The sequence below is a fragment of the Streptomyces sp. NPDC052023 genome (assembly GCF_044548465.1).
GTDB lineage: Bacteria > Actinomycetota > Actinomycetes > Streptomycetales > Streptomycetaceae > Streptomyces.
In genome coordinates this window covers 1-22,746 of the sequence record NZ_JBIUBW010000018.1, presented here as the reverse complement: position 1 = coordinate 22,746, position 22,746 = coordinate 1, and the positions used below count along the sequence as shown (strand labels likewise).

Below are 22,746 nucleotides of genomic sequence, written 5' to 3'. Positions count from 1 at the left end.
CGTCAGACGGCGGAACCGGCCTTCCACTGCTCCCAGCTCATGTTCCAGCCGTTGAGGCCGTTGTCCGGTGCGATGGTCTTGTCGCCGGTGTTCTGGACGACCACGACGTCACCGACGATCGAGTTGTCGTAGAACCACGCGCCCTCGGTCTTCGGGTCGTTCGCGCCCTTGGTGTCGTTCAGGCCGACGCAGCCGTGGCTGGTGTTGACGTTGCCGAAGATGGAGTCGGCGCCCCAGTAGTTGCCGTGGATGAAGGTGCCGGAGCTGGACAGCCGCATGGCGTGCGGGACGTCCTTGATGTCGTACTCGCCCTTGCCGTCGTCGTCGGTGAAGCCGACCGTCGCGCCGTTCATCCGGGTCTCCTTGAACTTCTCGGAGATCACCATCTGGCCCTCGTACGTCTTGTTCTCGGGCGAGCCCGCGGAGATCGGGATGGTCTTGACGACCTTGCCGTCCTGCGTGACCTTCATCTGCTTGGTCTGCGCGTCGACGAAGGAGACCTGGTTGCGGCCGATGGTGAAGGAGACCGACTTCTGCTGGACGCCGTAGACACCCTCGGCGCCCTCGACGCCGTCGAGCGCCAGCTTCAGCGTGACGGTGGAGCCTTCCTGCCAGTAGTCCTCGGGGCGGCAGTCCATGCGGTTGGCGTTGAACCAGTGGCAGGCGACCTCCTGGCCGCTGCTGGTGGAGACGGTGACGCCCTTCTGGACGTCCGCCTTGTTGGTGATCGCCTTGTCGAAGTTGATCGAGACCGGCATGCCGACGCCGACCGTGGTGCCGTCGTCCGGCGTGAACGAGCCTATGAAGCTGTTGTCCGGGGAGACCGTGGTGAAGGAGGCGTTCTCGTGGGCCTCCAGGCCCTTGGCGTCCTTCGCGGTCACGGCGACCTTGTAGCGCGTGGAGCGCTCGAGCTGGACGCTGGGCTTCCAGCTGGTCTTGTCGGCCGAGATCTCGCCCTCGACGGCGGTGCCGTCGGCCGTCGTCATCGACACCTCGGTGAGCGTGCCCTTGCTCACGGTGACGGTCGCCGAGTTGTTGATGGAGGCGTTGGCCGAGCCGTCCTTGGGTGTGATCTTGATCTGGGCCTCTGAGGTCTTCTGCGCGGCCGCCTCGTCGACCTTGGCCTGCGAGCTGTCGTTGCCGCCGTCGCTGCCGGCGGCGTCCCCGCCGGAACACGCCGAGAGCACCAGTACGCCGCCGAGCAGTGCGGACGCGACCGTCAGGCCCCTGCGCCGCTTACTGTTCGTCATCACACGCTTCTCCATCGTTGCCGAATCCCCAGAACCCCGAGAGTCCCCATCAACCAAGTTCAACGCTACGACCGGTTCGTCCCGTTCCACATTCCTTCGATGTGTGGGGCACACCACCCTCACCGGCCCGGTGGCCCGTGGTGCTGGTGTCGGTCCGTGCGCCCCGTGAGACGAGCGAACCCCGGGCGGTGGTTGCCGCCCGGGGTCACGATTTTCCCAAGCCGCTTCAGCCGACCCGCTCTTCCTCGTCGTCGTCCACATCATCCTCGTCGAGATCCCAGTCCGGCGAATCAGGGTCGTAGTCCACCTGCTCGCTGCTCCAGGAGGCCTGCTGGAGCTCGATCCCGGGCACCTCGCTGACCAGGTCGAACGGGTCCACGAGATACGCGAGTGCCTCCGCGGTGTCTTCCGTCACAGCGCTCTCGGCATGTACCCGTTCCTCGGCCTGCATATCGGCGTCCTCGGAGATCCGCCGCTGTGCCGCCCGGGTCACGGCCTGGGCGTCGTCGATCTGGAGGACGAGTTCCACCCGAAGCCGTACAAAACCTGCTGTCTCTGGAGTGCTCATGCCCGGAGCGTACGGCCAGGGGCCCCCGCGACTTTCCCACGACCCGCGGCTTTCACTAGCATCGCCCCACACGGCCAATTCGCCAGCGTCACAAGGGGATCGATATTCCGTGTCATCCGCTCGCCGTCCGTTGCTGACCGCCACCGCCGCGGGCACCCTGCTGGGGGCCCTGTGGTTCGTACCCTCCGCGAACGCGACCGGTGACGCCCCGGTGAGAGAGCGGGCCATGCCGGTGATGACGACGCAGGCCAGGGCCGCCACCACGGACGCCGGAACGGCCGCCGTCACGGACTCGGGCGCCGTCGCGGACACGGAGCTGTCCGGGGCCGGTGGGACCCGCCTCGCCGACACCGGCAGCTTCGACAGCACGCCCTACGTCCTCGGTGGCGCGTTCTGCCTCACGCTGGGTGCCGGATTCGTGGCGTACTCGGTGCGCCGCGAACGTCTCGGTCTCTGACGGAGCGCCGGCGCGGCACCGCCGGACACCGGCGGACCACGCAGCGAAGAGTTCGCTTGACGTGCCCTTGACCAGCGCCTCATAGTCCGATCATGAACAGATCATCGGGTGCGCGCCTGTGCACCACGGTTGCCGTGGGTGCCCTGTCGCTCGCCCTCATCACGGGATGCGCCGAGAGCGGTTCGGACGACGCCAAGGGGTCGGATCCGGCCTCCGCCGCCCCGGCCGCGAAGGCCCTGAGCGCCGCCGAGTTGAAGAAGCTGATCATCGCCCAGGGCGATGTCGAGGGGTATGACGTCAAGGCGCCCGACGCCCAGTTCCCCGCGTCCAAGAGCGAGGTCCAGGTCGACAAGGCGGAGTGCGAGCCGCTCGCCTACGCGATGTCCGGTCTCGCGCCGGGCGAATCCGCCGGCGACGCCCGCAACATGGCGACCGAGCAGAAGTCCCCCACCGACACGGCCTCCCAGTCCATGCAGGACATGACGGAGGGCGAGTTCGAGGACGCGTTCTCGGACGCCCTGAGCGTCAACATGACCGCCGTCGGCCTCTCGTCGTACGACGGTGACGCCGCCGCGACGACCTTCAAGTCCGTCTCGGACGCGATCGCCGCATGCGCGGGCGGCTTCACCGTCACCGCCAAGGGCGCCGAGCAGAAGGTCCTCAAGGTCGCCACCGAGAAGGGCTCCGGCACCGGGGACGAGTCCGTGGCGTTCTCCGCGTCCATGGAGATGGAGGGCCAGGCTGCGCCCGGCACGGTGCACGCCGAAGTGGCGCGGCACGGCGGCACGCTGGCGACTTACTACACGATCAACATGGGCGCGCTGATGACCGGCGAGAAGTACGAGATTCCCGCCGCGGTGGTCGACGCCCAGGCCGCCAAGCTCAAGTAGCCCCTCGCGGGGCCCCGGCCGACGTGCGCCGGGGCCCCGCCGTCTCGTCGGTTACCGCAGCGGGCCGGTGACCGTCTGCACCGCCTCGACCAGCCGCCCGTCGCGCACGAACGCCTCGGCCGCGGCCAGGTCGGGGGCGAGGAAACGATCCGGCCCGGGACCGGCCACCCCGGCGGCCCGTGCGGCGTCGATGACGGCCCGCGTGGCCGGGGCGGGGGTGAGCCCCTCGCGCAGTTCCACGGCGCGCGTGGCGGCGTACAGCTCGACCGCGATGACCCGGGTGAGGTTGCCGACGGCCGTGCGCAGTTTGCGCGCCGCCGACCAGCCCATCGACACGTGGTCCTCCTGCATCGCGGAGGACGGGATGGAGTCCGCGGAGGCCGGTACGGCGAGCCGCTTCAGCTCGCTCACCAGCGCGGCCTGCGTGTACTGGGCGATCATCAGCCCGCTGTCCACGCCGGCGTCGTCGGCGAGGAAGGGCGGCAGCCCGTGGCTGCGGTTCTTGTCCAGCAGCCGGTCGGTGCGCCGCTCGGCGATGGACGCGAGGTCGGCGGCGGCGATGGCGAGGAAGTCGAGCACATAGGCGACCGGGGCGCCGTGGAAGTTGCCGTTGGACTCGACCCGGCCGTCGGGGAGCACGACGGGATTGTCGACGGCGGAGGCGAGTTCGCGGTCGGCGACGAGTCGGGCGTGGGCGAGGGTGTCGCGTCCGGCGCCGGCGACCTGGGGGGCGCAGCGGACGGAGTAGGCGTCCTGGACGCGGGGCGCGTCGTCCTGGTGATGGCCCGTCAGACCGGAACCCTTCAGCACGGCCAGCATGTTGGCGGCGCTGGCGGCCTGGCCGGGGTGCGGCCGGATGGCGTGCAGCTCGGGGGCGAGGACCTTGTCGGTGCCGAGCAGGGCTTCCATGGACAGGGCCGCGGTGACGTCGGCGGACTTGTAGAGGGTGTCGAGGTCGGCGAGGGCCATGAGCAGCATGCCGAGCATGCCGTCGGTGCCGTTGAGGAGGGCGAGGCCCTCCTTCTCGCGCAGCTCGACGGGCGCGATGCCGTGCGCGGCCAGCAGTTCCGCGGCGGGCCGTACGGCGCCGTCGGGGCCTTCGGCGTCCCCTTCGCCCATCAGGGTGAGGGCGCAGTGGGACAGGGGCGCGAGGTCGCCGGAGCAGCCGAGGGAGCCGTACTCGTGCACGACGGGGGTGATGCCGGCGTTCAGCACGTCGGCCATGGTCTGCGCGACCTCGGGGCGCACACCGGTGTGGCCCGAGCAGACGGTCTTCAGCCGCAGGAACATCAGCGCCCGTACGACTTCCCGTTCGACCCGCGGGCCCATGCCGGCCGCGTGCGAGCGGACGATGTTGCGCTGGAGCTGGGTGCGCAGCTCCTGGCCGATGTGCCGGGTCGCGAGGGCGCCGAAGCCGGTGGAGACGCCGTAGACGGGGTCGGGCTTGGCCGCCAGGGCGTCGACGATCTCGCGGGCCGCGGTGAGGGCGGACACCGCCTCGCCGGAGAGCTCGACGCGGGCGCCGGCGCGCGCCACGGCGAGAACGTCGGACGCGGTGACACCGGACGTCCCCACCACCACAGTGTGCATATCCATATTCAGGAGCGTACGCAGTGAATTCGAAGATGTCACGAGTGGGGGCGGGATGTGACCCTTACCGCCCGATGCGTACGACTCCGCACTCCAGGGATCCGCACTGCCCCACCCCTGCCCGCCGGAGACAGGGCACCGGGTGGTCGCAGCGCTTACGGTATTAGTGCATATCAGGCGACTTCCTCACATATGCGGGTGTTTGGCGTGGAAGAACAGCGGACGCCCGAACTGCACGGCGTACTGGGAGCAGAGCAAGCCGCGGACCTGCCGTACCAGCGTTCCACCCTGAACACCGCGCGCGCGGTGTCCCGGGGTGCCGCCCTGGCGGGCGCCGCGCTCGGCGCCATGGGCCTGACCGGCTGGGTGTCCGGCCTCGAGGCCCTCAGGCGGCTTCCCGGCGCCGGGGCGACGATGGACGCCAACACCACCGTGGCTCTGCTGGCGCTCGGCGCCTCCCTGTTCGTGTCGGCCCTGGCGCCGGCCCGCGGACGCGTCCCCGTATGGCTCGTCGCCGCGGCCCGCGCGGCCGCGGTCCTGGGCGCGCTGATCGGCGGGCTGACCCTGGTGGAGTACCTGACCGGCACGAGCCTGGGCATCGACGAGTTGGTCGTCAAGGACGACGCGGCGCCCCCCGGGGGCATGGCGCGCGGGCGGATGTCGGCGAACACGGCTCTGGCGCTGACGATCGCGGGCGTGGCTGCGCTGTGCGCGAGCCTCACCCGGCTTCCCGCCTGGACGAGTCAGGTCCCCGGCCTGGTCGTCCTCGCCCTGGGGATGCTGCGGCTGTACGGCTTCACGTACGCCGTGCCGGAGCTGGAACGGTTCGGGCTGTACAAGGGCATGGCCCTGTACAGCGGGCTGGCCCTGATGCTGCTGGTCGCGTCCGCCCTTCTCGTCCGGCCTGACGAGGGCCCCGCGAGTCTGCTGACGAACGCCGGCACCACGGGCGCGCTGGGGCGCCGGCTGTTCGCGACCGTCCTGGTGGCGCCGCCGCTGCTGGGGTGGCTCGTCCTGGCGGGCGAGGACGCGGGACTGTTCGGAACACGGCTCAGTACCGCACTGCTGGTGTTCGGGCATGTGATCGTGTTCGGCGCGGTCGTCTTCGCGGTCCTGTCCGTGGGCCGCCGTGTCGAGGTGGCGCACGCCCGTGCCGAATGGCAGGTTCGTCAGAACGAACTGCTGCAGGCGTTCATGGACCACACGCCCGCGGTGGTGTTCATCAAGGACCTGGACGGCCGTTTCCTGGCGGTCAACACGACGTTCGAGGAGAGCATCGGTCTGCCCCGCGAGCAGGTGCTGGGCCACCGGGACCGGGACGTCATGCCGCCCGACCTGGCGAATCAGGCGCGGGCCGCGGACCTCGCCATGCTGGCGGGCGGCGAGCCCCTGCAGCGGGAGGAACGGCTCGCCCTGCCCGAAGGCCCGCGCGACTTCCTCACCAGCCTGTTCCCGCTCAGCACCGCGTCCGGGAGGCCGTACGCCGTAGGCGGTGTCGTGACCGACATCACCGAACAGGTCGCGGCCCAGCGCGAGATCCGGCAGGCCAACCGGCGCTTCGTCGCGCTGCTGGAAGCGGCCCCCGACGCCTTGCTGATCACCAACGGCCAGGGCGCCGTCGTCATGGCCAACGCGCAGGTTCAGCGCATGTTCGGCCGCGCGCCGGCCGACCTTCTCGGCGCGGCGGTCGTCGACCTCGTGCCCGGCCCCGCGCGGCAACGGCACAGCGCGCTCCTGCGCGCCTACCTGGGGCAGGAGAACCCGAAGCCGATCGTCGTGGACCGGGGGCTGTACGGGCTGCGCCACGACGGTGGTGAGTTCCCCGTCGAGGTCAGCGTCAGCAGCCTCCAGGCCGAGGAGGAGACGCTGGTGTTCCTGACCGTCCGGGACATCACCGAACGCCGGCAGGTCGAGGCCGAACGGGCCGAGCGCTACGAGGAGCACCGGCGCATCGCCTACACCCTGCAGCACAGCCTCATGGGGGAGCCGCCCCGGCTGCGAGGCCTGCCCACCGCCCACCGGTATCTGGCGTCCGTCCAGGACCCCGGGGTCGGCGGTGACTGGTTCGACGTCGTCCCGCTGGGCCGGGACCGCACCGGCATCGTCGTCGGGGACGTGATGGGCCGGGGTCTGGAGGCCGCGGCCGTCATGGGCCAGCTGCGCGCCGCGTCCCACGCGCTGGCCCGCACGGGCATCTCGCCCAGCGGCCTCATGACCGGCCTGGACGCGTTCGTCGGCGACCTGGCCGACCAGCTGGTCACCTGCGTCTACATGGTGATCGACCAAGGCGCGCACGAGGTCACCGTGTCGTCGGCGGGGCACCTCCCGGTCGTCCTCCTGCCTCCCGGTGAGGCGGCCCGCCGGCTGCAGGCACCGGTCGGGGTGCCGCTGGGCGTCAACGACTCGTGCGGCAGCGGCGTGCCGTTCCGGCAGACGACCCAGCCGCTGCCCGCGGGCAGCGCGCTCGCGCTCTACACCGACGGACTGGTCGAGCGGCCCGGTACCGACATCGAGGCCCAGATCGACATCCTCACCCACACGCTCGACACGGCGCTGAAAGACGTCACCCCGGAGGCCGAAAGCCTTGAGCGGGCGGTGGACCAGCTGATCGGAGCGCTCATTCCGGACACGGCCGTGCACGACGACGACGTGACCCTGCTGCTGGTCGGGCTGCCCGGGTCCCGTGGATGACCGGGAATCTGTACATTTGTGCGTAGAGTCCACGACCGCGAAACGTGCGGCGGTCACGTCGTGCTCACGAACCTCGCAGGCGAGGCAGCATGCTCGACTTGAGTGCACCGATCGTGGCCACGTTCCTCGTGTACCTGGCCGTCATGATCGGAACCGGGGTCTGGGCATACCGCCGCACGCGCACCCTCGCCGACTTCGCCCTGGGCGGCCGCCGGCTCAGCGCCCCCGTCGCCGCGTTGTCCGCCGGAGCCAGCGACATGTCCGGCTGGCTGTTCCTCGCGTTCCCCGGAGCGGTGTACGCGGCCGGCATCGGAGCGGGCTGGCTCGCGGCGGGCCTGGTGCTCGGCACCTACCTCAACTGGCTCTTCGTCGCGCCGCGGCTGCGCACCTACACCGAGCGCGCCGAGAACGCGGTGAGCCTGTCGGCCTACCTGGAGGAACGTTTCGAGGACCGCACGCGCCTGCTCCGCATGGTCTCGGCGGTGGTCACGCTCGTGTTCTTCACCGTCTACGTGGCCAGCGGACTGGTGGCCGGCGGACTGCTGTTCGAGAGCACGTTCGACATCAGGTTCGAACTCGGAGTGGCCCTGACCGCCCTGGTGATCGTCGTCTACTCCTGCCTGGGCGGCTTCCTCGCCGTGAGCACCACGCACGTCATGCAGAGCACGTTCATGTTCCTCGCCCTGCTCGCGCTGCCCGCCGTCGGCATCGGGGCACTGGGCGGCTTCCAGGCACTGCGCGACGGCCTCGACAGCAAGAACCCCGAGCTGCTGGACCTCGGCGCCGAGGTCCACTACCTGGACGGACAGTGGACCGCCGCGGGGCCGCTCGGCGCGCTCGCGATGATCTCCCTGCTCTCCTGGGGCCTCGGTTACTTCGGCCAGCCGCACATCCTGGCCCGCTTCATGGGCATCCGCAGCACCGGCGCGATCCCCGCCGCGCGCCGCATCGGCACGGCGTGGGTCGTCGTCGTGCTCACCGGCGCCACCTTCGTCGGCCTGGTGGGGATCGCCCGGACCGGGGCCCCGCTCGGCGACCCGCAGACGGTGTACGTCAGCCTCAGCCAGGCGCTGCTCAACCCCTGGCTCGCCGGCGTGATGCTGATCGCCGTACTGGCCGCGATCATGTCGACCGCGGACAGTCAGCTCCTCGTGTCGTCCGTCGCGCTCACCGAGGACTTCTACCACGCGTTCCTCAACCGCCGGGCTTCGCAGTGGACCCTGGTCTGGGTCGGCCGGGCCGCGGTCGTCGTCGTGACCCTGGTGGCCTTCATGATCGCGTTCAGGGGCGGCGGGCTGCTGGGCATCGTCGCCTACGCCTGGGCGGGCTTCGGAGCGGCGTTCGGACCCGTCGTCCTGCTCTCGCTGTACTGGCCGCGCATGACCTGGGCGGGTGCCATGGCGGGGATCGTGTCCGGCGCGGCGACGGTGCTGCTGTGGCAGGAGATCAATCCGCTGCTCGGTCCGCTGGAATCGGACGTGTACGAGATGGTCCCGGGCGTCCTGGTCGCCACGGCCGCCGCCCTGGTGTTCGGCAGATTCGTCGGGCGGCCTCCGAAGCGGGCCTTCTGGCGGATACCGGGCGGCGGTGTCAGCCAGATGATGCTCACCCCCCACCTCATGCACGCGCCGGTCGGCATCGCCGTCCTCGACACGGATCTGCGCTACGTCTGGGTGAACGAGCCGCTGGACCGCCTGATCCCCCTCGAACGGCGACTGGGGCGGCGCATGGCGGAGGTGCTGCCTCAGGCGGAGGCGGAGGCCTTCGAGGAGAAGATGCGCGAGGTCCTGGAGAACGGCACTCCGGTGATGGACTTCGAGTACCAGGGTGCCGCCTGGGCGGACACCGGCCACGGAGGCGAACCCGACCACGCGGTCTCCGCCTCCTTCTTCGCCATGACGGACCGGCACGGCCGGAACGTGGGCGTCTGGTACATGGTCATCGACGTCACCGAGCGCCGCCGCGCCCAGGAACGCCTGGCCCTGCTGAACGACGCCGCATCCCGTATCGGCAGCACCCTGGATGTGACGCGCACCGCCCAGGAACTGGCCGACGACGCCGTGCCCGCCATCGCCGACTTCGTCGCCGTCGACCTGCTGGACTCGGTGATGTCGGGAGAGGAACCGGCCCCAGGCCCGGTCGGCATGGTGCCCGTCATCCGGCGCGCGGGGCAGCAGTCGGTGCGCGAGGGCTGCCCGGAGTCGACGCTGGCGGTCGGAGAGACGATCCGGCGTGCCCCCCTCTCGCCCGTGACCCGCTGCCTGCTGGAGAGCAGGACCCTCGTGGAGCGGGTCCTGGACCAGGGCTCCAGCCCCTGGGTGACCGAGGACGAGTCGCTGCGCGCCTCCATCCGCGACTACGACTGCCGTTCCCTGATGGTGGTTCCGGTGCGGGCGCGCGGCGTCACCCTGGGCGCGGCGACCTTCGCCCGGTCCAGGCGGCTGGGCCCCTTCGAGCGGGACGACGTACGCCTCGCGGAGGAGCTCGTCTCCCGCGCGGCGGTGTGCATCGACAACGCGCGGCGCTTCACCCGGGAGCGCACCGCGGCCCGCTCGATGCAGCGCTACCTGCTGCCGCAGGACCTGGCCGGGGGGTCCGCCCTGGAGGTGGCGTCGTGGTACCTCCCGGCGGACGCCCCGAGCGGTGTGGGGGGTGACTGGTTCGACGTGATCCCGCTCTCCGGGGCACGGGTCGCACTGGTCGTCGGGGACGTGGCCGGGCACGGCATCACCGCGGCGGCGACCATGGGGCGCCTGCGCACCGCGGTACGCACCCTCGCCAACCTCGACCTCTCCCCGGACGAACTCCTCGCCCACCTGGACGACCTGGTCATCGGTCTCATGGGGGCACACGCCGACGACACGTCCCCGGCTGACGAGGAAGAGGCCGCGGGCACCGCGTTCATGGGAGCCACCTGCCTGTACGCCGTGTACGACCCGGTCAGCAGGCGGTGCACGCTGGCGCGGGCCGGTCACCTCCCCCCGGTGATCGTCCGTCCCGGCGGCGGCGCCGAGATCCTGGACCTGCCCGCCGGGCCACCACTCGGCCTCGGATACCTCCCCTTCCAGTCGGTCGAACTGGAGCTGACGGAGGGCAGCCTCGTCGCGCTCTACACCGACGGCCTCGTCGAGTCCGTCGATCCGGACATCGACATCGGGCTCTCCCGGCTGGGCGCCGCCCTCGCGGAACCCCTGCCGACCCTCAAGGAGACCGGCCGCAGAGTCGTCGACGATCTGCTGACCGCTCCGCCGCCCGACGACGCCGCCCTGCTCCTCGCCCGGACCCGCGCCCTCGCCCCGGACCAGGTCGTCTCCTGGGACATGCCCAGCGATCCGGCAGCCGTGGCCGACGCCCGGGCACTCGCCGCACGGCAACTGAGGGAGTGGGGGCTGCCCGATCTGGAGTTCACCACCGAGCTCATCGTCAGCGAACTGGTCACCAACGCCGTCCGCCACGCGGCCGGACCGGTCTGCCTCCGCCTCATCCGGGACCGCGGCCTGATCTGCGAGGTCTCCGACGCCAGCAGCACCTCGCCACGCCTGCGGCACGCCCGGACCACCGACGAGGGCGGGCGAGGCCTGCTGATCGTGGCCCAGCTCGCCCACCGCTGGGGCACCCGCTACACCCCGACCGGCAAGATCATCTGGGCGGAACAGACAGCTCCGCCCGACGACTGAGCGGTGCGGCACACGCTCAGGGACGGCCCCGGAAGCGGCGGCGTTCAGGGGTGGGGCCCTCGGGGGGCGCGTCGGCGAGTCGTACGACGGGGTCGTCGGGGCCCTCACGGCCGGCCACGACCGCCTTGGCGGCGCGCAGGCTCTTGGCCCGGTACTGGGCGGCGTCCGCGAGCCGGAAGAGCCGGCGGGCGGAGCGGACCTGGCCGATCGGGTCCTCGGTGGAGGCGACGCCGCAGGCGACACCGTCGCCGAGTTCCAGTTCGGCGGCGCGGCGGCAGAGTTCGTCGGCGACTTTGACGACGTCGTCGGCGGGCGGCCCGACGGCGAGCAGGCAGAACTCGTCGCCGCCGAGGCGGGCGGCGAGGGTGCCGGGCAGCATGGCTCCGCAGAGGGAGAGCACGGAGCCGAAGCGTTCGAGGAGCCGGTCGCCGACGGCGTGTCCGCTGGTGTCGTTGACGCGCTTGAGGCCGTTGAGATCGCAGACGACCAGGCTCACCACGGCCCCGTCCCTGCGGTGCCGCTCGACGGCCTCCTCCAGGCGCGTGTCCACGGCGCGGCGGTTGGCGAGGCCGGTGAGGGAGTCGGTGAACGCCAGCCGCCGGGCCTCCTCCAGCCGCTCGGTCTGCGCGATCCCGGCGGCGACGACCGCGGCCAGCACGGTGGCGAAGTCGGCGTCGCCGCGGTGGAAGGCGGGGACCCCGAGGGGCCGGGCGACATACAGCTCGCCCCAGGCCCGGCCGTGCAGGACGACCGGGGCGACGACGCAGCACCCCCGCCCTCGGCGCCGCAGTGCGGCGACCCGCTGATGACAGAATCCGGCGCGCCCGGCGGTGGGGCCCTCGGCGGTCTCCACCCAGGCGTCGGGCTCACCGCCCCCCGCCCACTGCTCGTGCAGGAACTCGGTGATCTCGGCGAACTGGTGCACCGGGTAGGCCTCGTCCTCCGGGAACTCCTCCTCGTCCTGCGCCCGCTCGCCCACGTTCACCAGCACCCGCAAACGCCCGAGGTCCCGCTCCCACACCGAGAGCGCGGCGAAACTCCCGTCCAGCGCCCGGCACGCCCCCAGCGCGGCGGCCCGCCAGGAGTCACGCACGGACTGTGCCGCGGCCATCCCCTGCGCCAGCGCCACCACGGCCGCGAGCCGGTCGTCCTCACCCATCACCCCAGGCTAGGGAGATTCGGGAGGAATGGGGAGGTTTGCGGGGCGGTGGGGTGAGAGGGGGAAGCGTGGGCAGTGCGCGACCGATCGGGTGAGTCGCCCGGCACCCCGGGGCTCACCCACCCGGCCCGACCGGCTCACCCACCCGGTTCCTCGGGCTCACTCACCCGGCCACTGCGGCTTGCGCTTCTCGTTGAAGGCCGCGACGCCCTCCGCCCGGTCGCCCGAGAACGCCACCGAGCGCCACGCCGCGTCCTCCACCTCCAGGCCGGCCCGCAGATCCAGCCCGTGCCCGAGCCGCAGGGCCCGCTTCGCCGCGCGCAGGCCCACCGGCGAGTTCGCGGCGATCCGGGACGCCAGCGCCAGCGCCTCCCCCCGGTCCTGCCCGTCCTCCACCAGCACGTCCACCAGCCCCAGCTCCCGGGCCTCGGCCGCCTCCACCCGGCGCGCGCTGAAGATCAGCTCGGCGGCGCGCGCCGCCCCCACCCGGCGTGGCAGCAGCTGCGTACCGCCGCCGCCCGGGATGACACCGACGGACACCTCCGGCAGCCCCACCACCGCGGTGCCGTCCGCCACGATCAGGTCGCAGGCCAGGGCCAGCTCGAAACCGCCGCCCAGCGCGAACCCGTGCACCGCCGCGACCGTCGGCACCGGCAGCTCCAGCACGCCGGTGTACGCGCCCCGCGCGACCGGCCGCTGCCGCACCAGCTCGGCGTCGCTCAGCGAGTTCCGCTCCTTGAGGTCGGCGCCCACACAGAACGCCCGTTCGTGCGTGGACGTCAGCACGACCACCCGCACGTCCCGGTCGGCCCCCAGCGCGGCGCAGGCACCGGCGATCGACCGGGCCATCTCGGACGACACGGCGTTCATGGCCTTCGGACGGTCGAGGGCCAGCTCCGCGACATGCCCGTCCTCGTGCCGCCGCACCAGCACGAACTCCCCGAATCGCTCCTCGCCCATGACACCCTCCCGGTTAACGCGGGTTAACAACGCTCGGCCCGATCATTCCAGCCGCACCCCTCCGGGGGAAGCCCGGGCCCCCTCGCCCCCGGTTCCCGCTTCACCCACCGACACCCCGTTCGAGTGACATCCCGCCCGTCTCGCTCCCCCCGCCCCGGGCGAGCGCATAGCGTGCGCACCGCGACGGCGCACCGGGGGGCGCGAGCGCATCGGGAGGGACCGCCATGAGGACCGACACATCGCCGGACGACCCGGCGAGGGACGGCCGGAAGGCCGCTCAGAGGAACGACGCGAGAGCGGCCGACGGCGTGCCCGCCCCGGCGGAGGACGGCGGCACGGGGCGCCCGACGGTGACGCCCCGTCCCCTCCACACCACCGGCCATCCACCCCACCCGAAAGCCTCACAGCCCACAGACCCGGCGCCACGCGCCAAGGGGACGACGAACACGCCGCCGGCACATCCGGGGCCTACGCCTTCGCCGCCGCGGACGCCGGCAGCCGGTGCACCCGTCCACACGACTCCGACGCCGAGAGCCGGTGCACCCGTCCACAGGCCGACGACGGGACCGGGTCCCGTACCCGGGGCCACGACGGGAACGGGGCCCGCACCCGGGGCCACGACGGAAGCGGGGGCCACGCCCAAGGCCGGGGCCACGACAGCCGCAGGGCCCGCGCCCCGGCCCGGGAACACCCTCGTCACCGGGCACGCAGCCCTCGCCGCGGGCGCCACTGCCACCGCCCGCCCGGCGTCCCGACCCAAAGGCGCCACGCCCGCCCGCCCGGCCTCCCGGCCCGAAGGGACGACGACCACCGGGGCGCCCGCCCAGCCGGGGACCACCGCCCCCGGCGGACCCCAGGCCCCCGCTCACCCGCGTGCACCGGAGCCCCGGAAGGCCGCGACCGCCGGGCGCACTCCTCAGGACGAGGGCGGCACCACCGCCGAGCCGCCACGCCAGCCGGAGGGCACGCCGACTGCCGCGTCCGCGCTTCAGCCGAAAGACACGCCCACACCCGCCCAGCCGGCACCTCAGGCCAAGCGCACGCCCCCAGCTGCCGCCCGACCGCCCCGGCCGCCGATGGGCACGCACTCCGGCGGGTCCGCGCTGCAGCCGACCAGCATTCCCAGCCCCGGCCGCGCCGCCAACTTCAAGGTCACACTCAACAGGCCCACGCACGTGCGGCCGGCCGAGCCACAGCCCGAGGCTGCCGGAACCGCGCCCGCCTCCGCACCCACGGACGCCACGGCCACCGAACCCCAGCGCGAGAAGCGCGAGGCCACCGCCCCCGGCGACAATCAGCGGGCGAAGGCCAGCACGACCGCCGGACCCGCGCCTCTACCGCCCGGCCCCTCCGCCGGACCCGAAACGCCCCAGCCGCCCGGCACCACCACCGCCACAGGCACGCCGCCCCAGCCGCCCGGCACCACCGCAGCCGGACCCGAAACGCCCCCACCACCCGGCACCACGACCGCCACAGGCACGCCGCCGCAGCCGCCGGGCACCACCGCGGGCACGGCACCCGAGCCGCCCCGCCCCACCGCCGGAGGCACGACGCCTCACCCACCCGGCATCACCGCCACCATGCGCACGACGCCTCACCCCGCGGCGCACAGCCCCACCGGCCCCGCACAGCGGCAGCGGCGCTCCCCAGCGCCCGCCGCCGGACCCGCGCGTGAGCCCTCTGCCCGGACCGCCGCCCCGCCCGCCCACGACAGCGAGACCGACGCCGCTGCTCTCGGTGGACGCGGACGGCACCGGCGGCCACGGCGGCGCAAGGTGCTTCTGGCGCTCGGCGGGCTGGTCCTGGCCGCCGGGCTGATGAGCGTCGTTCGCGTCGGGACGCCCGAGTACGGGAACGGCGGTCCCGCAGCCGGCGCGGCCGGGCGGAGCCCCGGGGCCGTGGCCGGGAGCGAGCCGGCGACCGACGTCGTCGCCACGGTTCCCGCCGCCCCAGGGGACACCCGGACCACCGGTCCGTCGGACTCCACCGCCCAGGGCGGCCCGGACATGCCGCACGTGTACGGCACGGCCCCCGGCGCGCCGTCGGCCCCGAGCGACGCCGCACGGCCTCAGGGGCACGCCCCCGCCCCGCTCCCGGGCCGGTCCACGACCGTTCCGCACGTCCCCGAGGCTCCACACGCGCCGGGCGTCCCGTCCGCCTCGGCCACCGGTGGCCCCACCACTCCGCCGCCGCGCCCGCCCACGGCCGGCCCGGCGCCCTCCCCCACGCCCAGCGCCCCGGCCCCCGAGCCGGACCGGCCCGGCCTCTGCCTGCCGATCGTCGACCTGTGCCTGGGCCTGCGCTGACCGAGGGGAAGCGCCGCTACGAGGAACCGTCCCGCCGCGTGAGCAGCCACGGCTCGACCACGCCCAGCCCACGCACCGGCCGCTGCCACATCGGCTGGAGCCCGAAGCGGTACGACGGCGGCGCCTCGCCCTCCTTCTCCGCGGCCGCCGCGGCCTCGGCCGCCTCCGCCTCGGAGGCGGGGGCCTCACCGCTGCGGATCAGCTCCTCGGCGAAGGCGCTGTCGACCAGGACCGCGTCCCGTGGCGCTATGGACGTCAACCGGGAGGCCAGGTTCACCGTGGTTCCGAAGACATCACCCATCCGGGTGGTGACCGTGCCGAAGGCGATACCCACCCGCAGCTCCGGCATCGTCTCGTCGTTCGCCAGGGTCTCGATGAGCCGTAGCGCGATCTCGGCCGCGACGCCGGCGTCGTCCGCGGCGTACAGCACCTCGTCGCCCAGTGTCTTGATCAGCCGTCCGCCCCGCGCCGCCACCAGGTCGGCGGCCGTGGTCTCGAAGGCCTCGACCAGCTCGCCGAGTTCCTCCTCCTCCAGGCGACGCGTCAGCCGCGTGAAGCCGACCAGGTCGGCGAAGCCGACGGCCAGCCGCCGGTCGACCATCTCCTCGTCGTCCCCCGCCTGCACGACCCGCCCGGTCGCCGCGGCGAGCTGGCGCCGCCAGACGTAGACGAGGAACTCCTCCAGTTCCGGCAGGAGCAGCTCGATCAGGGGATAGGTCACCTCGGTGCGGGTCATGCCGGGCTCGGGCGGCTCGGTCAGGCCCTCCAGGAAGGAGTCGATCTGCCACTCGGCGAGCCGGGCGGTGGTCTGCCCGGTGGAGCGGGCCACCTGCACCGCCATCGCCTCGCTGAGCAGTCCCGCCTCGACCAGGCCCGCCAGGCGCCGCAGCGCCAGGACGTCCGCCTCGGTGAGCGCCTTGGCCTGGCCTATGTCGGCGAAGCCCATGGCACGCCAGAAGCGGGAGGCCAGTTCCATGGAGACGCCCGCGCTGCGGGCCGCCTGGAACGGTGTGTAGCGCCGCTCGGCGCCCAGGATGAGCCCTTCGAGCCGCAGGGCGAGCGGGTCCTCGCCGGAGTCGGCGCCCTGCGGGTCCATGCCGGAGCCCGTGTCGTCGACGGTCACGCCTGCTGCCCTTCCGATCTGCCGCGGTCAGGTTCGACCGGCCCCAACTTTACGTCAGCTGTGCCCCAGGTCACTCCTCCCGGAACCGCGACTGAACCCCCCTCAAGTGCACGATGTCGCCGGCGCCGACCGGCTCCTGCACGCCCTGCGCCGTCGCCAGCACCAGCCGTCCGTCGCCGTCCACCGCGACCGCCTCTCCGATGATCGACCGGTCTCCCGGCAGTTCGGCCCGCACCACCCTCCCCAGCGTCGCGCACCCGGCGGCATACGTCTCCTGCAAGCCGCTGGCCGCCGGGTCGCCTCCGGCCGTCCGCCAGCGCCGGTACCACTCCTCCAGCGACCGCAGCACGGCCCGCAGCAGCGGATCCCGGTCCGTGTTCACCGCCCCGGCCAGCGCCAGCGATCCCGCCGTCGGCACCGGCAGTTCCTTCTCGCGGAGCGTGACGTTGAGGCCCACGCCGATGACCACGCCGTCGTCCGCCGCCCGCTCGGCGAGGATGCCGCCGGCTTTGCGTTCCTCGCCGCCGACGGTGACCAGCAGGTCGTTGGGCCACTTGAGTGCCGTGTCGACCCCGGCCGCCCGGGACAGACCCGTCGCCACGGCCACGCCGGTGAGCAGCGGCAGCCAGCCCCAGCGGGCCACCGGAATCTCCGCCGGACGCAACAGCACGGAGAAGAACAGGCCCGAGCGCGGTGGGGCGGTCCACTGGCGGTCGAGGCGCCCCCGCCCGGCGGTCTGCTCCTCGGCGACCAGCACCGCCCCCTCCGTCGCCCTGCCCTCGGCGGCCCGGGCCACCAGGTCGGAGTTGGTGGAGCCGGTGCGCTGCACCACGTGCACCTCGGACCACAGGCCCCCCTCGCGCACCAGCGCCTTGCGCAGGGCCGCGGCGTTCAGGGGCGGCCGGTCCAGATCGGTCCAGCGGTTGCTCGGGTCTGAGGCATCTCGGGGCGTCATGCAAGCCACCCTAGGTGTGGTAAACGCCGCACTGCCGATCGATAGGCACCCCACTACGCTACGGATGAGTAACCGTCCCCCCTTTTGAGCAGGCAGGGAGCCGCATCCCGATGTCCGAGCCGGAAGAGCTGCAAGAGCGTCACGAGATCGACATCCACACGACCGCGGGGAAGCTCGCGGATCTCCAGCGCCGTATCGAGGAAGCGACGCACGCCGGCTCCGCTCGCGCCGTCGAGAAGCAGCACGCGAAGGGCAAGTTGACGGCGCGTGAGCGGGTCGCTCTGCTGCTCGACGAGGGTTCCTTCGTGGAGCTGGACGAGTTCGCCCGGCACCGCTCCACCCACTTCGGCCTGGAGCAGAACCGCCCTTACGGAGACGGCGTGGTGACCGGGTACGGCACCGTCGACGGCCGTCCCGTCGCCGTGTTCTCGCAGGACTTCACCGTCTTCGGCGGTGCGCTCGGCGAGGTCTACGGGCAGAAGATCGTCAAGGTGATGGACTTCGCGCTGAAGACCGGCTGTCCGGTCATCGGCATCAACGACTCCGGCGGCGCGCGGATCCAGGAGGGCGTGGCGTCGCTCGGGGCGTACGGCGAGATCTTCCGCCGCAACACCCATGCCTCGGGCGTGATCCCGCAGATCAGCCTGGTCGTCGGGCCCTGCGCGGGCGGCGCGGTCTACTCGCCCGCCATCACCGACTTCACGATCATGGTCGACCAGACCTCGCACATGTTCATCACCGGCCCGGACGTCATCAAGACGGTCACCGGCGAGGACGTCGGCTTCGAGGAGCTGGGCGGCGCCCGCACCCACAACACCGCCTCCGGCGTGGCCCATCACATGGCCGGGGACGAGAAGGACGCCATCGAGTACGTCAAGCAACTGCTGTCGTACCTGCCGTCCAACAACCTCAGCGAGCCCCCGGCGTTCCCCGAGGAGGCGGACCTCGCCCTCACCGACGAGGACCGTGAGCTGGACACGCTGGTCCCGGACAGCGCGAACCAGCCGTACGACATGCACACGGTGCTCGAACACGTCCTGGACGACGGCGAGTTCTTCGAGACGCAGCCGCTGTTCGCGCCGAACATCATCACCGGCTTCGGCCGCGTCGAGGGCCGCCCGGTCGGCCTGGTCGCCAACCAGCCGATGCAGTTCGCGGGTTGTCTCGACATCGCCGCCAGCGAGAAGGCGGCGCGGTTCGTCCGGACCTGCGACGCGTTCAACGTCCCGGTGATCACCTTCGTCGACGTGCCCGGCTTCCTGCCCGGCGTCGACCAGGAGCACGACGGCATCATCCGGCGCGGCGCCAAGCTGATCTTCGCGTACGCGGAGGCCACCGTCCCGCTGATCACCGTCATCACGCGCAAGGCGTTCGGCGGCGCCTACGACGTCATGGGCTCCAAGCACCTGGGCGCCGACCTCAACCTGGCCTGGCCGACCGCCCAGATCGCCGTGATGGGCGCTCAGGGCGCCGTCAACATCCTGCACCGCCGCACCATCGCCGAGGCGGAGGCCGACGGCAACGGCGAGGCGACCCGGGCGCGGCTCATCCAGGAGTACGAGGACACGCTCCTCAACCCGTATGTCGCCGCGGAGCGGGGCTACGTCGACGCGGTGGTCATGCCGTCCGACACGCGCAGCCACATCGTGCGCGGCCTGCGTCAACTGCGCACCAAGCGGGAATCCCTGCCTCCGAAGAAGCACGGCAACATCCCCCTCTAGACGACCCCGACCTGCTGGAGCAGATATGACGATCAAGGTCGTACGGGGCAATCCGACCCCGGAGGAGCTGGCCGCCGCCCTGGCGGTGGTCCGCGCCCGCGCCGCGGCGGCGTCGGCCCTGCCGCCCGGCGCGCCCGGTCCGCGGGACTCCTGGTCCGACCCGGCCCGCCTCGCGGCCCGGCCCATGCCGTCGGCGGGCCCGACGGCGTGGGCGCGCACCTACTGGCCGGCCTGAAGCACGTCCGCGACGGCTTCGGCCATCACCTCGTGACCGGCGTCGTTCGGATGCAGGTGATCGCCGAAGTCGTACGCCGGGTCCAGCCGGTCCGGGTCCGCCGGATCGGCCAGGACCCGGTGCAGGTCCACCACCGCGTCGTACTCCCCCGAGCACCTGATCCACTCGTTGAGCTCATGGCTCACCTCGGCCGCGTGCTCGCCCCAGTGGCCGGAGCCGCCGAAGGGCACCAGCGTCGCGCCGGCCACCCGTAGCCCGGCTGCCGCCGCCTGCCGTATCAGGTCCCGGTGCCCGGCGACGAGTTCCGCGGCCTGAAGCACCGGAGCGGGCCGGTACGTCGGCTGCTGGTCCGTCTCGCTGAAGCCGATGTCGTTCACGCCCAGCAGCACGACGAGGGTGTCCACCCCGAGGTGTCCGAGCACGTCACGCCCGAGCCGCCGGACGCCCTTCTCCCCGTACCACGCCGAGTCGTTCAGCAGCAGGTTCCCACCGATCCCCGCGTTGATCACCGGCTGGCCCGTGCGCCTGGCCAGCGCGTCCGGCCAGCGGCGGTCGGTGCCGGGGGCGGAGCCGAAACCGTCGGTGAGGGAGTCGCCGAACACCGCGATCCCGTCGGCGCGCCCGGCGTCCACCTCGACGGCGGCGAGGAAGTACCAGGACTCGGTCACCTCGCCGAAGCCCGCCCCCGTGGGGTCCGTGAGGAGGTCGCCGGGGCCCCGGTAGCTGGTGGTGAAGGCCTGGGCGTGGAAGGTCGCGGGGCCGGTGACCGCGTCGAAGTGCAGCGTCACGGTGACCGTCTCCCGCGCGCCCACCGCGAGTTCCGCGGCATCGCTCACCAGGTGCCCGCGCGCCGGTATCGCGGCCTTCAGGGCGCCCCCGAAGGTGAGCCGCCGGATCGAGCCCGGCTCGACGGCGGCACCGGCGGCCGCGCGCGCCACCGTGGCGCCCGCCACCCGCACGGGTGAGGTGCCGTACGCGTTCGACAGCCGGATGCGCAGCCTGCCGCCGCCCGCCGTGAGCCGGACGGCCTGGCGCAGCGACTGGCGCCAGAACCCCTCTCGGGACCAGTTGGGGGTGAAGCCCTCGCTGGGGAGCTGGGGCGAGGCGGTCCAGGCGGTGGTGAACATGGCACACGACCTTTCAAACGGGACTGCAGTTCCTTTAGCTTAACGGAACCAGAGAACCGTTTATTCAACTTGAGTACGCGTACTCAGGCGCCGCCCGGCAGGGCCGACTCACGATCGAGGGCATGCTGTGGTCCGACCCGGAGAACGAACCGCCGAAGGAACTGCGTGACATGCAGGAGATGTTGCGGCGGCTGGGCGTTCTCATGGCGCTGGCCATGGTCCTCACGATGATCGTGCTCGGCCTGGGGTGAGCCGTTCGGAGTACGCCGATACGCTGGCCGCATGACTGATCAGCCGCGCCGCCGACTCGTGCTCGCCTCCCAGTCACCCGCCCGGCTCGGACTGCTGCGGCAGGCCGGGCTCGATCCCGAGGTGATCGTGAGCGGCGTCGACGAGGACGCCGTCACCGCGCCCACGCCCGCCGAGCTGGCGCTCGCGCTCGCCGAGGCGAAGGCCTCCGTGGTGGCCGCCCGGCCCGAGGTCAAGGGCGCCCTGGTCATCGGCTGCGACTCGGTGCTGGACCTGGACGGCGAGGCGCTCGGCAAGCCCACCGACGCCGGGGAGGCCACCGCGCGCTGGAAGGCGATGCGCGGCCGCGCCGGAACCCTCCAGACGGGCCACTGCGTCTACGACACGCTCAGCGGGCGGTACGCGTCCGCCACCGCCTCCACGGTCGTCCATTTCGGTGATCCTTCCGACGAGGAGATCACCGCGTACGTCGCCTCCGGCGAGCCCCTCCATGTCGCCGGGGCCTTCACCCTGGACGGCCGCTCGGCGCCCTTCATCGACGGCATCGACGGCGACCACGGCAACGTGATCGGCATCAGCCTGCCCCTGGTGCGCCGGCTGCTGGCGGAACTGGGAGTCGGGATCACGGAGTTGTGGGCGCCGGCGGAGGGCTGACCGGAGCGTCCGTGACCGGGGAGCCGCCCTTCGGCGCGTCCCCCGTGCCGTCCGGGCCGTCCCCGGCCTCCTCGGACGCGGGCCGCCGGCCGTCGTACGTCATCAGGAGCAGCACGAGCAGGCCCATCACCACCATCATGAACAGGAACGCGCCGCGGCCCACCAGCCCCCAGCCGACCGCCCCCAGCACGCCGTGCACCACGGCCGCGCTGATCAGCAGGACACGCCCGAGGCCGGCCGGCGCCCGGTCGCGCACCCCGACCAGCAGGGCGACCACGCCGCACAGGACGAAGAAGAGCCCGAAGACCACGCCGCCGATCTTCGAGGACAGGGACATCACGTCCGGGTCGAGGCCCGCCAGGGACATGTCCTGGTTGTCGACCACCATCCCCATGATCCACTGCAGCGCCGCGATGCCGCACCCCTCGGCGAAGAGCACGAGCGCCACGATCCACGCCACCGGCCTGCGCACCATCGGTCCCCACCCACTTTCGACCGCCGTACCGCCACATGGGGCCGTTACCCCGAGTACGTTCGAGTACATCGCGCACGCTACTAACGGGTAAACCGCGGGACAAGGGTTGCGCCGGGAGCAAAGAATCATTGGGCCATTCGTAGGGACTCGACAAAGAATCGGAGTGGGGCGCGGCACGCTCTCACAGAGACCTTGACCACATGGGAGGGCTAGGGTTTCCCGGAGGAATCCTGCGTATCGTGCCGCGACAAGGGATTTCGCGGGTCGAGCAAGCCTCGCATCACGCTCCGTGTGGGCAAGCTCACCATTGGGGACGGGTCGAAGTGCCGTGTCGGCAGTCCCTAAACTCGGCTTGTTTCAAGGAGGGAGCCTCATCGTGCGCAAGGTGCTCATCGCCAACCGTGGCGAAATCGCTGTCCGCGTTGCCCGGGCCTGCCGGGATGCCGGGATCGCGAGCGTGGCCGTCTACGCCGACCCGGACCGGGACGCTCTGCATGTCCGCGCCGCGGATGAGGCGTTCGCCCTGGGTGGTGACACCCCCGCCACCAGCTACCTCGACATCGGCAAGGTCCTGAACGCCGCCCGCGAGTCCGGCGCGGACGCCATCCATCCGGGCTACGGCTTCCTGTCGGAGAACGCCGAGTTCGCGCAGGCCGTCC

Annotated in this window: 19 protein-coding genes; 10 read left to right on the top strand and 9 right to left on the bottom strand. The window is 72.4% G+C overall.

What is annotated here, in order from left to right; genetic code table 11:
* Positions 1-2 precede the first annotated feature (2 nt).
* Entirely contained in the window at positions 3-1,250 is a 1,248-nt protein-coding gene (locus ACIHCM_RS28565) for an Ig-like domain-containing protein (protein WP_399901740.1), read from the bottom strand.
* Between the two features lie 226 nt (positions 1,251-1,476).
* Positions 1,477-1,818, bottom strand: a complete 342-nt coding sequence (locus tag ACIHCM_RS28560; RefSeq protein WP_399901737.1) for a hypothetical protein — start codon at positions 1,816-1,818, stop codon at positions 1,477-1,479.
* 109 nt (positions 1,819-1,927) lie between these two features.
* Here ACIHCM_RS28560 and ACIHCM_RS28555 point away from each other — a divergent pair, with 109 nt between their 5' ends.
* Entirely contained in the window at positions 1,928-2,275 is a 348-nt protein-coding gene (locus tag ACIHCM_RS28555) for a hypothetical protein (RefSeq protein WP_399901734.1), read from the top strand.
* 92 nt (positions 2,276-2,367) lie between these two features.
* Positions 2,368-3,165, top strand: a complete 798-nt coding sequence (locus tag ACIHCM_RS28550; protein ID WP_399901731.1) for a hypothetical protein — start codon at positions 2,368-2,370, stop codon at positions 3,163-3,165.
* Between the two features lie 51 nt (positions 3,166-3,216).
* Here the strand turns inward: ACIHCM_RS28550 and hutH are convergent, their stop codons facing one another.
* On the bottom strand, positions 3,217-4,755 hold the full coding sequence (gene hutH, locus ACIHCM_RS28545; RefSeq protein WP_399902109.1) for a histidine ammonia-lyase: 1,539 nt from the start codon (positions 4,753-4,755) through the stop codon (positions 3,217-3,219).
* A 207-nt stretch (positions 4,756-4,962) separates the two neighbouring features.
* Between hutH and ACIHCM_RS28540 the strand changes: the two genes are divergently transcribed.
* Together ACIHCM_RS28540 and putP are read left to right on the top strand one after the other, a co-directional pair.
* On the top strand, positions 4,963-7,446 hold the full coding sequence (locus ACIHCM_RS28540; protein WP_399901728.1) for a SpoIIE family protein phosphatase: 2,484 nt from the start codon (positions 4,963-4,965) through the stop codon (positions 7,444-7,446).
* Between the two features lie 89 nt (positions 7,447-7,535).
* On the top strand, positions 7,536-11,123 hold the full coding sequence (putP, locus tag ACIHCM_RS28535) for a sodium/proline symporter PutP (RefSeq protein ID WP_399901725.1): 3,588 nt from the start codon (positions 7,536-7,538) through the stop codon (positions 11,121-11,123).
* A 16-nt stretch (positions 11,124-11,139) separates the two neighbouring features.
* Here the strand turns inward: putP and ACIHCM_RS28530 are convergent, their stop codons facing one another.
* Positions 11,140-12,282 carry a diguanylate cyclase domain-containing protein gene (locus ACIHCM_RS28530; protein WP_399901721.1) on the bottom strand — a complete coding sequence of 381 codons (1,143 nt, stop codon included), beginning with the start codon at positions 12,280-12,282 and terminating at the stop codon, positions 11,140-11,142.
* A 159-nt stretch (positions 12,283-12,441) separates the two neighbouring features.
* A complete protein-coding gene (locus ACIHCM_RS28525; RefSeq protein ID WP_399901718.1) occupies positions 12,442-13,242 on the bottom strand; it encodes an enoyl-CoA hydratase/isomerase family protein in 801 nt (266 codons plus the stop codon).
* Positions 13,243-14,318: 1,076 nt separating this feature from the next.
* Between ACIHCM_RS28525 and ACIHCM_RS28520 the strand changes: the two genes are divergently transcribed.
* Positions 14,319-15,548, top strand: a complete 1,230-nt coding sequence (locus ACIHCM_RS28520; protein WP_399901715.1) for a hypothetical protein — start codon at positions 14,319-14,321, stop codon at positions 15,546-15,548.
* 16 nt (positions 15,549-15,564) lie between these two features.
* Here the strand turns inward: ACIHCM_RS28520 and ACIHCM_RS28515 are convergent, their stop codons facing one another.
* Positions 15,565-16,671 carry an adenylate/guanylate cyclase domain-containing protein gene (locus tag ACIHCM_RS28515; protein ID WP_399901712.1) on the bottom strand — a complete coding sequence of 369 codons (1,107 nt, stop codon included), beginning with the start codon at positions 16,669-16,671 and terminating at the stop codon, positions 15,565-15,567.
* Between the two features lie 70 nt (positions 16,672-16,741).
* Entirely contained in the window at positions 16,742-17,626 is an 885-nt protein-coding gene (locus tag ACIHCM_RS28510; RefSeq protein WP_399901709.1) for a biotin--[acetyl-CoA-carboxylase] ligase, read from the bottom strand.
* A 110-nt stretch (positions 17,627-17,736) separates the two neighbouring features.
* Here ACIHCM_RS28510 and ACIHCM_RS28505 point away from each other — a divergent pair, with 110 nt between their 5' ends.
* Together ACIHCM_RS28505 and ACIHCM_RS28500 are read left to right on the top strand one after the other, a co-directional pair.
* Positions 17,737-19,347 carry an acyl-CoA carboxylase subunit beta gene (locus tag ACIHCM_RS28505; protein ID WP_399901706.1) on the top strand — a complete coding sequence of 537 codons (1,611 nt, stop codon included), beginning with the start codon at positions 17,737-17,739 and terminating at the stop codon, positions 19,345-19,347.
* A gap of 25 nt (positions 19,348-19,372) precedes the next feature.
* The gene (locus tag ACIHCM_RS28500; protein WP_399901703.1) at positions 19,373-19,582 is read left to right on the top strand and encodes an acyl-CoA carboxylase epsilon subunit; all 210 of its coding nucleotides are present in this window, start codon (positions 19,373-19,375) and stop codon (positions 19,580-19,582) included.
* On the opposite strand, the gene ACIHCM_RS28495 is transcribed toward ACIHCM_RS28500, so the two are convergent.
* The gene (locus ACIHCM_RS28495; RefSeq protein ID WP_399901701.1) at positions 19,567-20,709 is read right to left on the bottom strand and encodes an SGNH/GDSL hydrolase family protein; all 1,143 of its coding nucleotides are present in this window, start codon (positions 20,707-20,709) and stop codon (positions 19,567-19,569) included. The two genes, ACIHCM_RS28500 and ACIHCM_RS28495, sit on opposite strands and share 16 nt — an antisense overlap.
* A 122-nt stretch (positions 20,710-20,831) precedes the next feature.
* On the opposite strand from ACIHCM_RS28495, the gene mmpB reads away from it, so the two are divergent.
* Positions 20,832-20,960, top strand: a complete 129-nt coding sequence (gene mmpB / locus ACIHCM_RS28490; protein ID WP_399901698.1) for a morphogenic membrane protein MmpB — start codon at positions 20,832-20,834, stop codon at positions 20,958-20,960.
* A gap of 31 nt (positions 20,961-20,991) precedes the next feature.
* Positions 20,992-21,612, top strand: coding sequence for a Maf family protein (locus ACIHCM_RS28485; RefSeq protein ID WP_399901695.1), 621 nt, complete (start codon positions 20,992-20,994; stop codon positions 21,610-21,612).
* Here ACIHCM_RS28485 and ACIHCM_RS28480 read toward each other — a convergent pair.
* Positions 21,581-22,087 carry a hypothetical protein gene (locus ACIHCM_RS28480; protein WP_399901692.1) on the bottom strand — a complete coding sequence of 169 codons (507 nt, stop codon included), beginning with the start codon at positions 22,085-22,087 and terminating at the stop codon, positions 21,581-21,583. The two genes, ACIHCM_RS28485 and ACIHCM_RS28480, sit on opposite strands and share 32 nt — an antisense overlap.
* A 376-nt stretch (positions 22,088-22,463) precedes the next feature.
* Here ACIHCM_RS28480 and ACIHCM_RS28475 point away from each other — a divergent pair.
* The coding region (locus tag ACIHCM_RS28475) for a biotin carboxylase N-terminal domain-containing protein (RefSeq protein ID WP_399901689.1) at positions 22,464-22,746 on the top strand (283 nt) is incomplete at its 3' end.

Bases quoted from the DNA above. Each gene is read 5' to 3' on its own strand.
- mmpB (WP_399901698.1), top strand. From the start codon at position 20,832: ATGCTGTGGTCCGACCCGGAGAACGAACCGCCGAAGGAACTGCGTGAC.
- ACIHCM_RS28480 (WP_399901692.1), bottom strand. From the start codon at position 22,087: ATGGTGCGCAGGCCGGTGGCGTGGATCGTGGCGCTCGTGCTCTTCGCC.
- ACIHCM_RS28565 (WP_399901740.1), bottom strand. From the start codon at position 1,250: ATGACGAACAGTAAGCGGCGCAGGGGCCTGACGGTCGCGTCCGCACTG.
- ACIHCM_RS28485 (WP_399901695.1), top strand. From the start codon at position 20,992: ATGACTGATCAGCCGCGCCGCCGACTCGTGCTCGCCTCCCAGTCACCC.
- ACIHCM_RS28495 (WP_399901701.1), bottom strand. From the start codon at position 20,709: ATGTTCACCACCGCCTGGACCGCCTCGCCCCAGCTCCCCAGCGAGGGC.
- putP (WP_399901725.1), top strand. From the start codon at position 7,536: ATGCTCGACTTGAGTGCACCGATCGTGGCCACGTTCCTCGTGTACCTG.
- ACIHCM_RS28520 (WP_399901715.1), top strand. From the start codon at position 14,319: ATGGGCACGCACTCCGGCGGGTCCGCGCTGCAGCCGACCAGCATTCCC.
- ACIHCM_RS28530 (WP_399901721.1), bottom strand. From the start codon at position 12,282: ATGGGTGAGGACGACCGGCTCGCGGCCGTGGTGGCGCTGGCGCAGGGG.
- ACIHCM_RS28525 (WP_399901718.1), bottom strand. From the start codon at position 13,242: ATGGGCGAGGAGCGATTCGGGGAGTTCGTGCTGGTGCGGCGGCACGAG.
- ACIHCM_RS28505 (WP_399901706.1), top strand. From the start codon at position 17,737: ATGTCCGAGCCGGAAGAGCTGCAAGAGCGTCACGAGATCGACATCCAC.
- ACIHCM_RS28510 (WP_399901709.1), bottom strand. From the start codon at position 17,626: ATGACGCCCCGAGATGCCTCAGACCCGAGCAACCGCTGGACCGATCTG.
- ACIHCM_RS28500 (WP_399901703.1), top strand. From the start codon at position 19,373: ATGACGATCAAGGTCGTACGGGGCAATCCGACCCCGGAGGAGCTGGCC.
- hutH (WP_399902109.1), bottom strand. From the start codon at position 4,755: ATGCACACTGTGGTGGTGGGGACGTCCGGTGTCACCGCGTCCGACGTT.
- ACIHCM_RS28550 (WP_399901731.1), top strand. From the start codon at position 2,368: ATGAACAGATCATCGGGTGCGCGCCTGTGCACCACGGTTGCCGTGGGT.
- ACIHCM_RS28560 (WP_399901737.1), bottom strand. From the start codon at position 1,818: ATGAGCACTCCAGAGACAGCAGGTTTTGTACGGCTTCGGGTGGAACTC.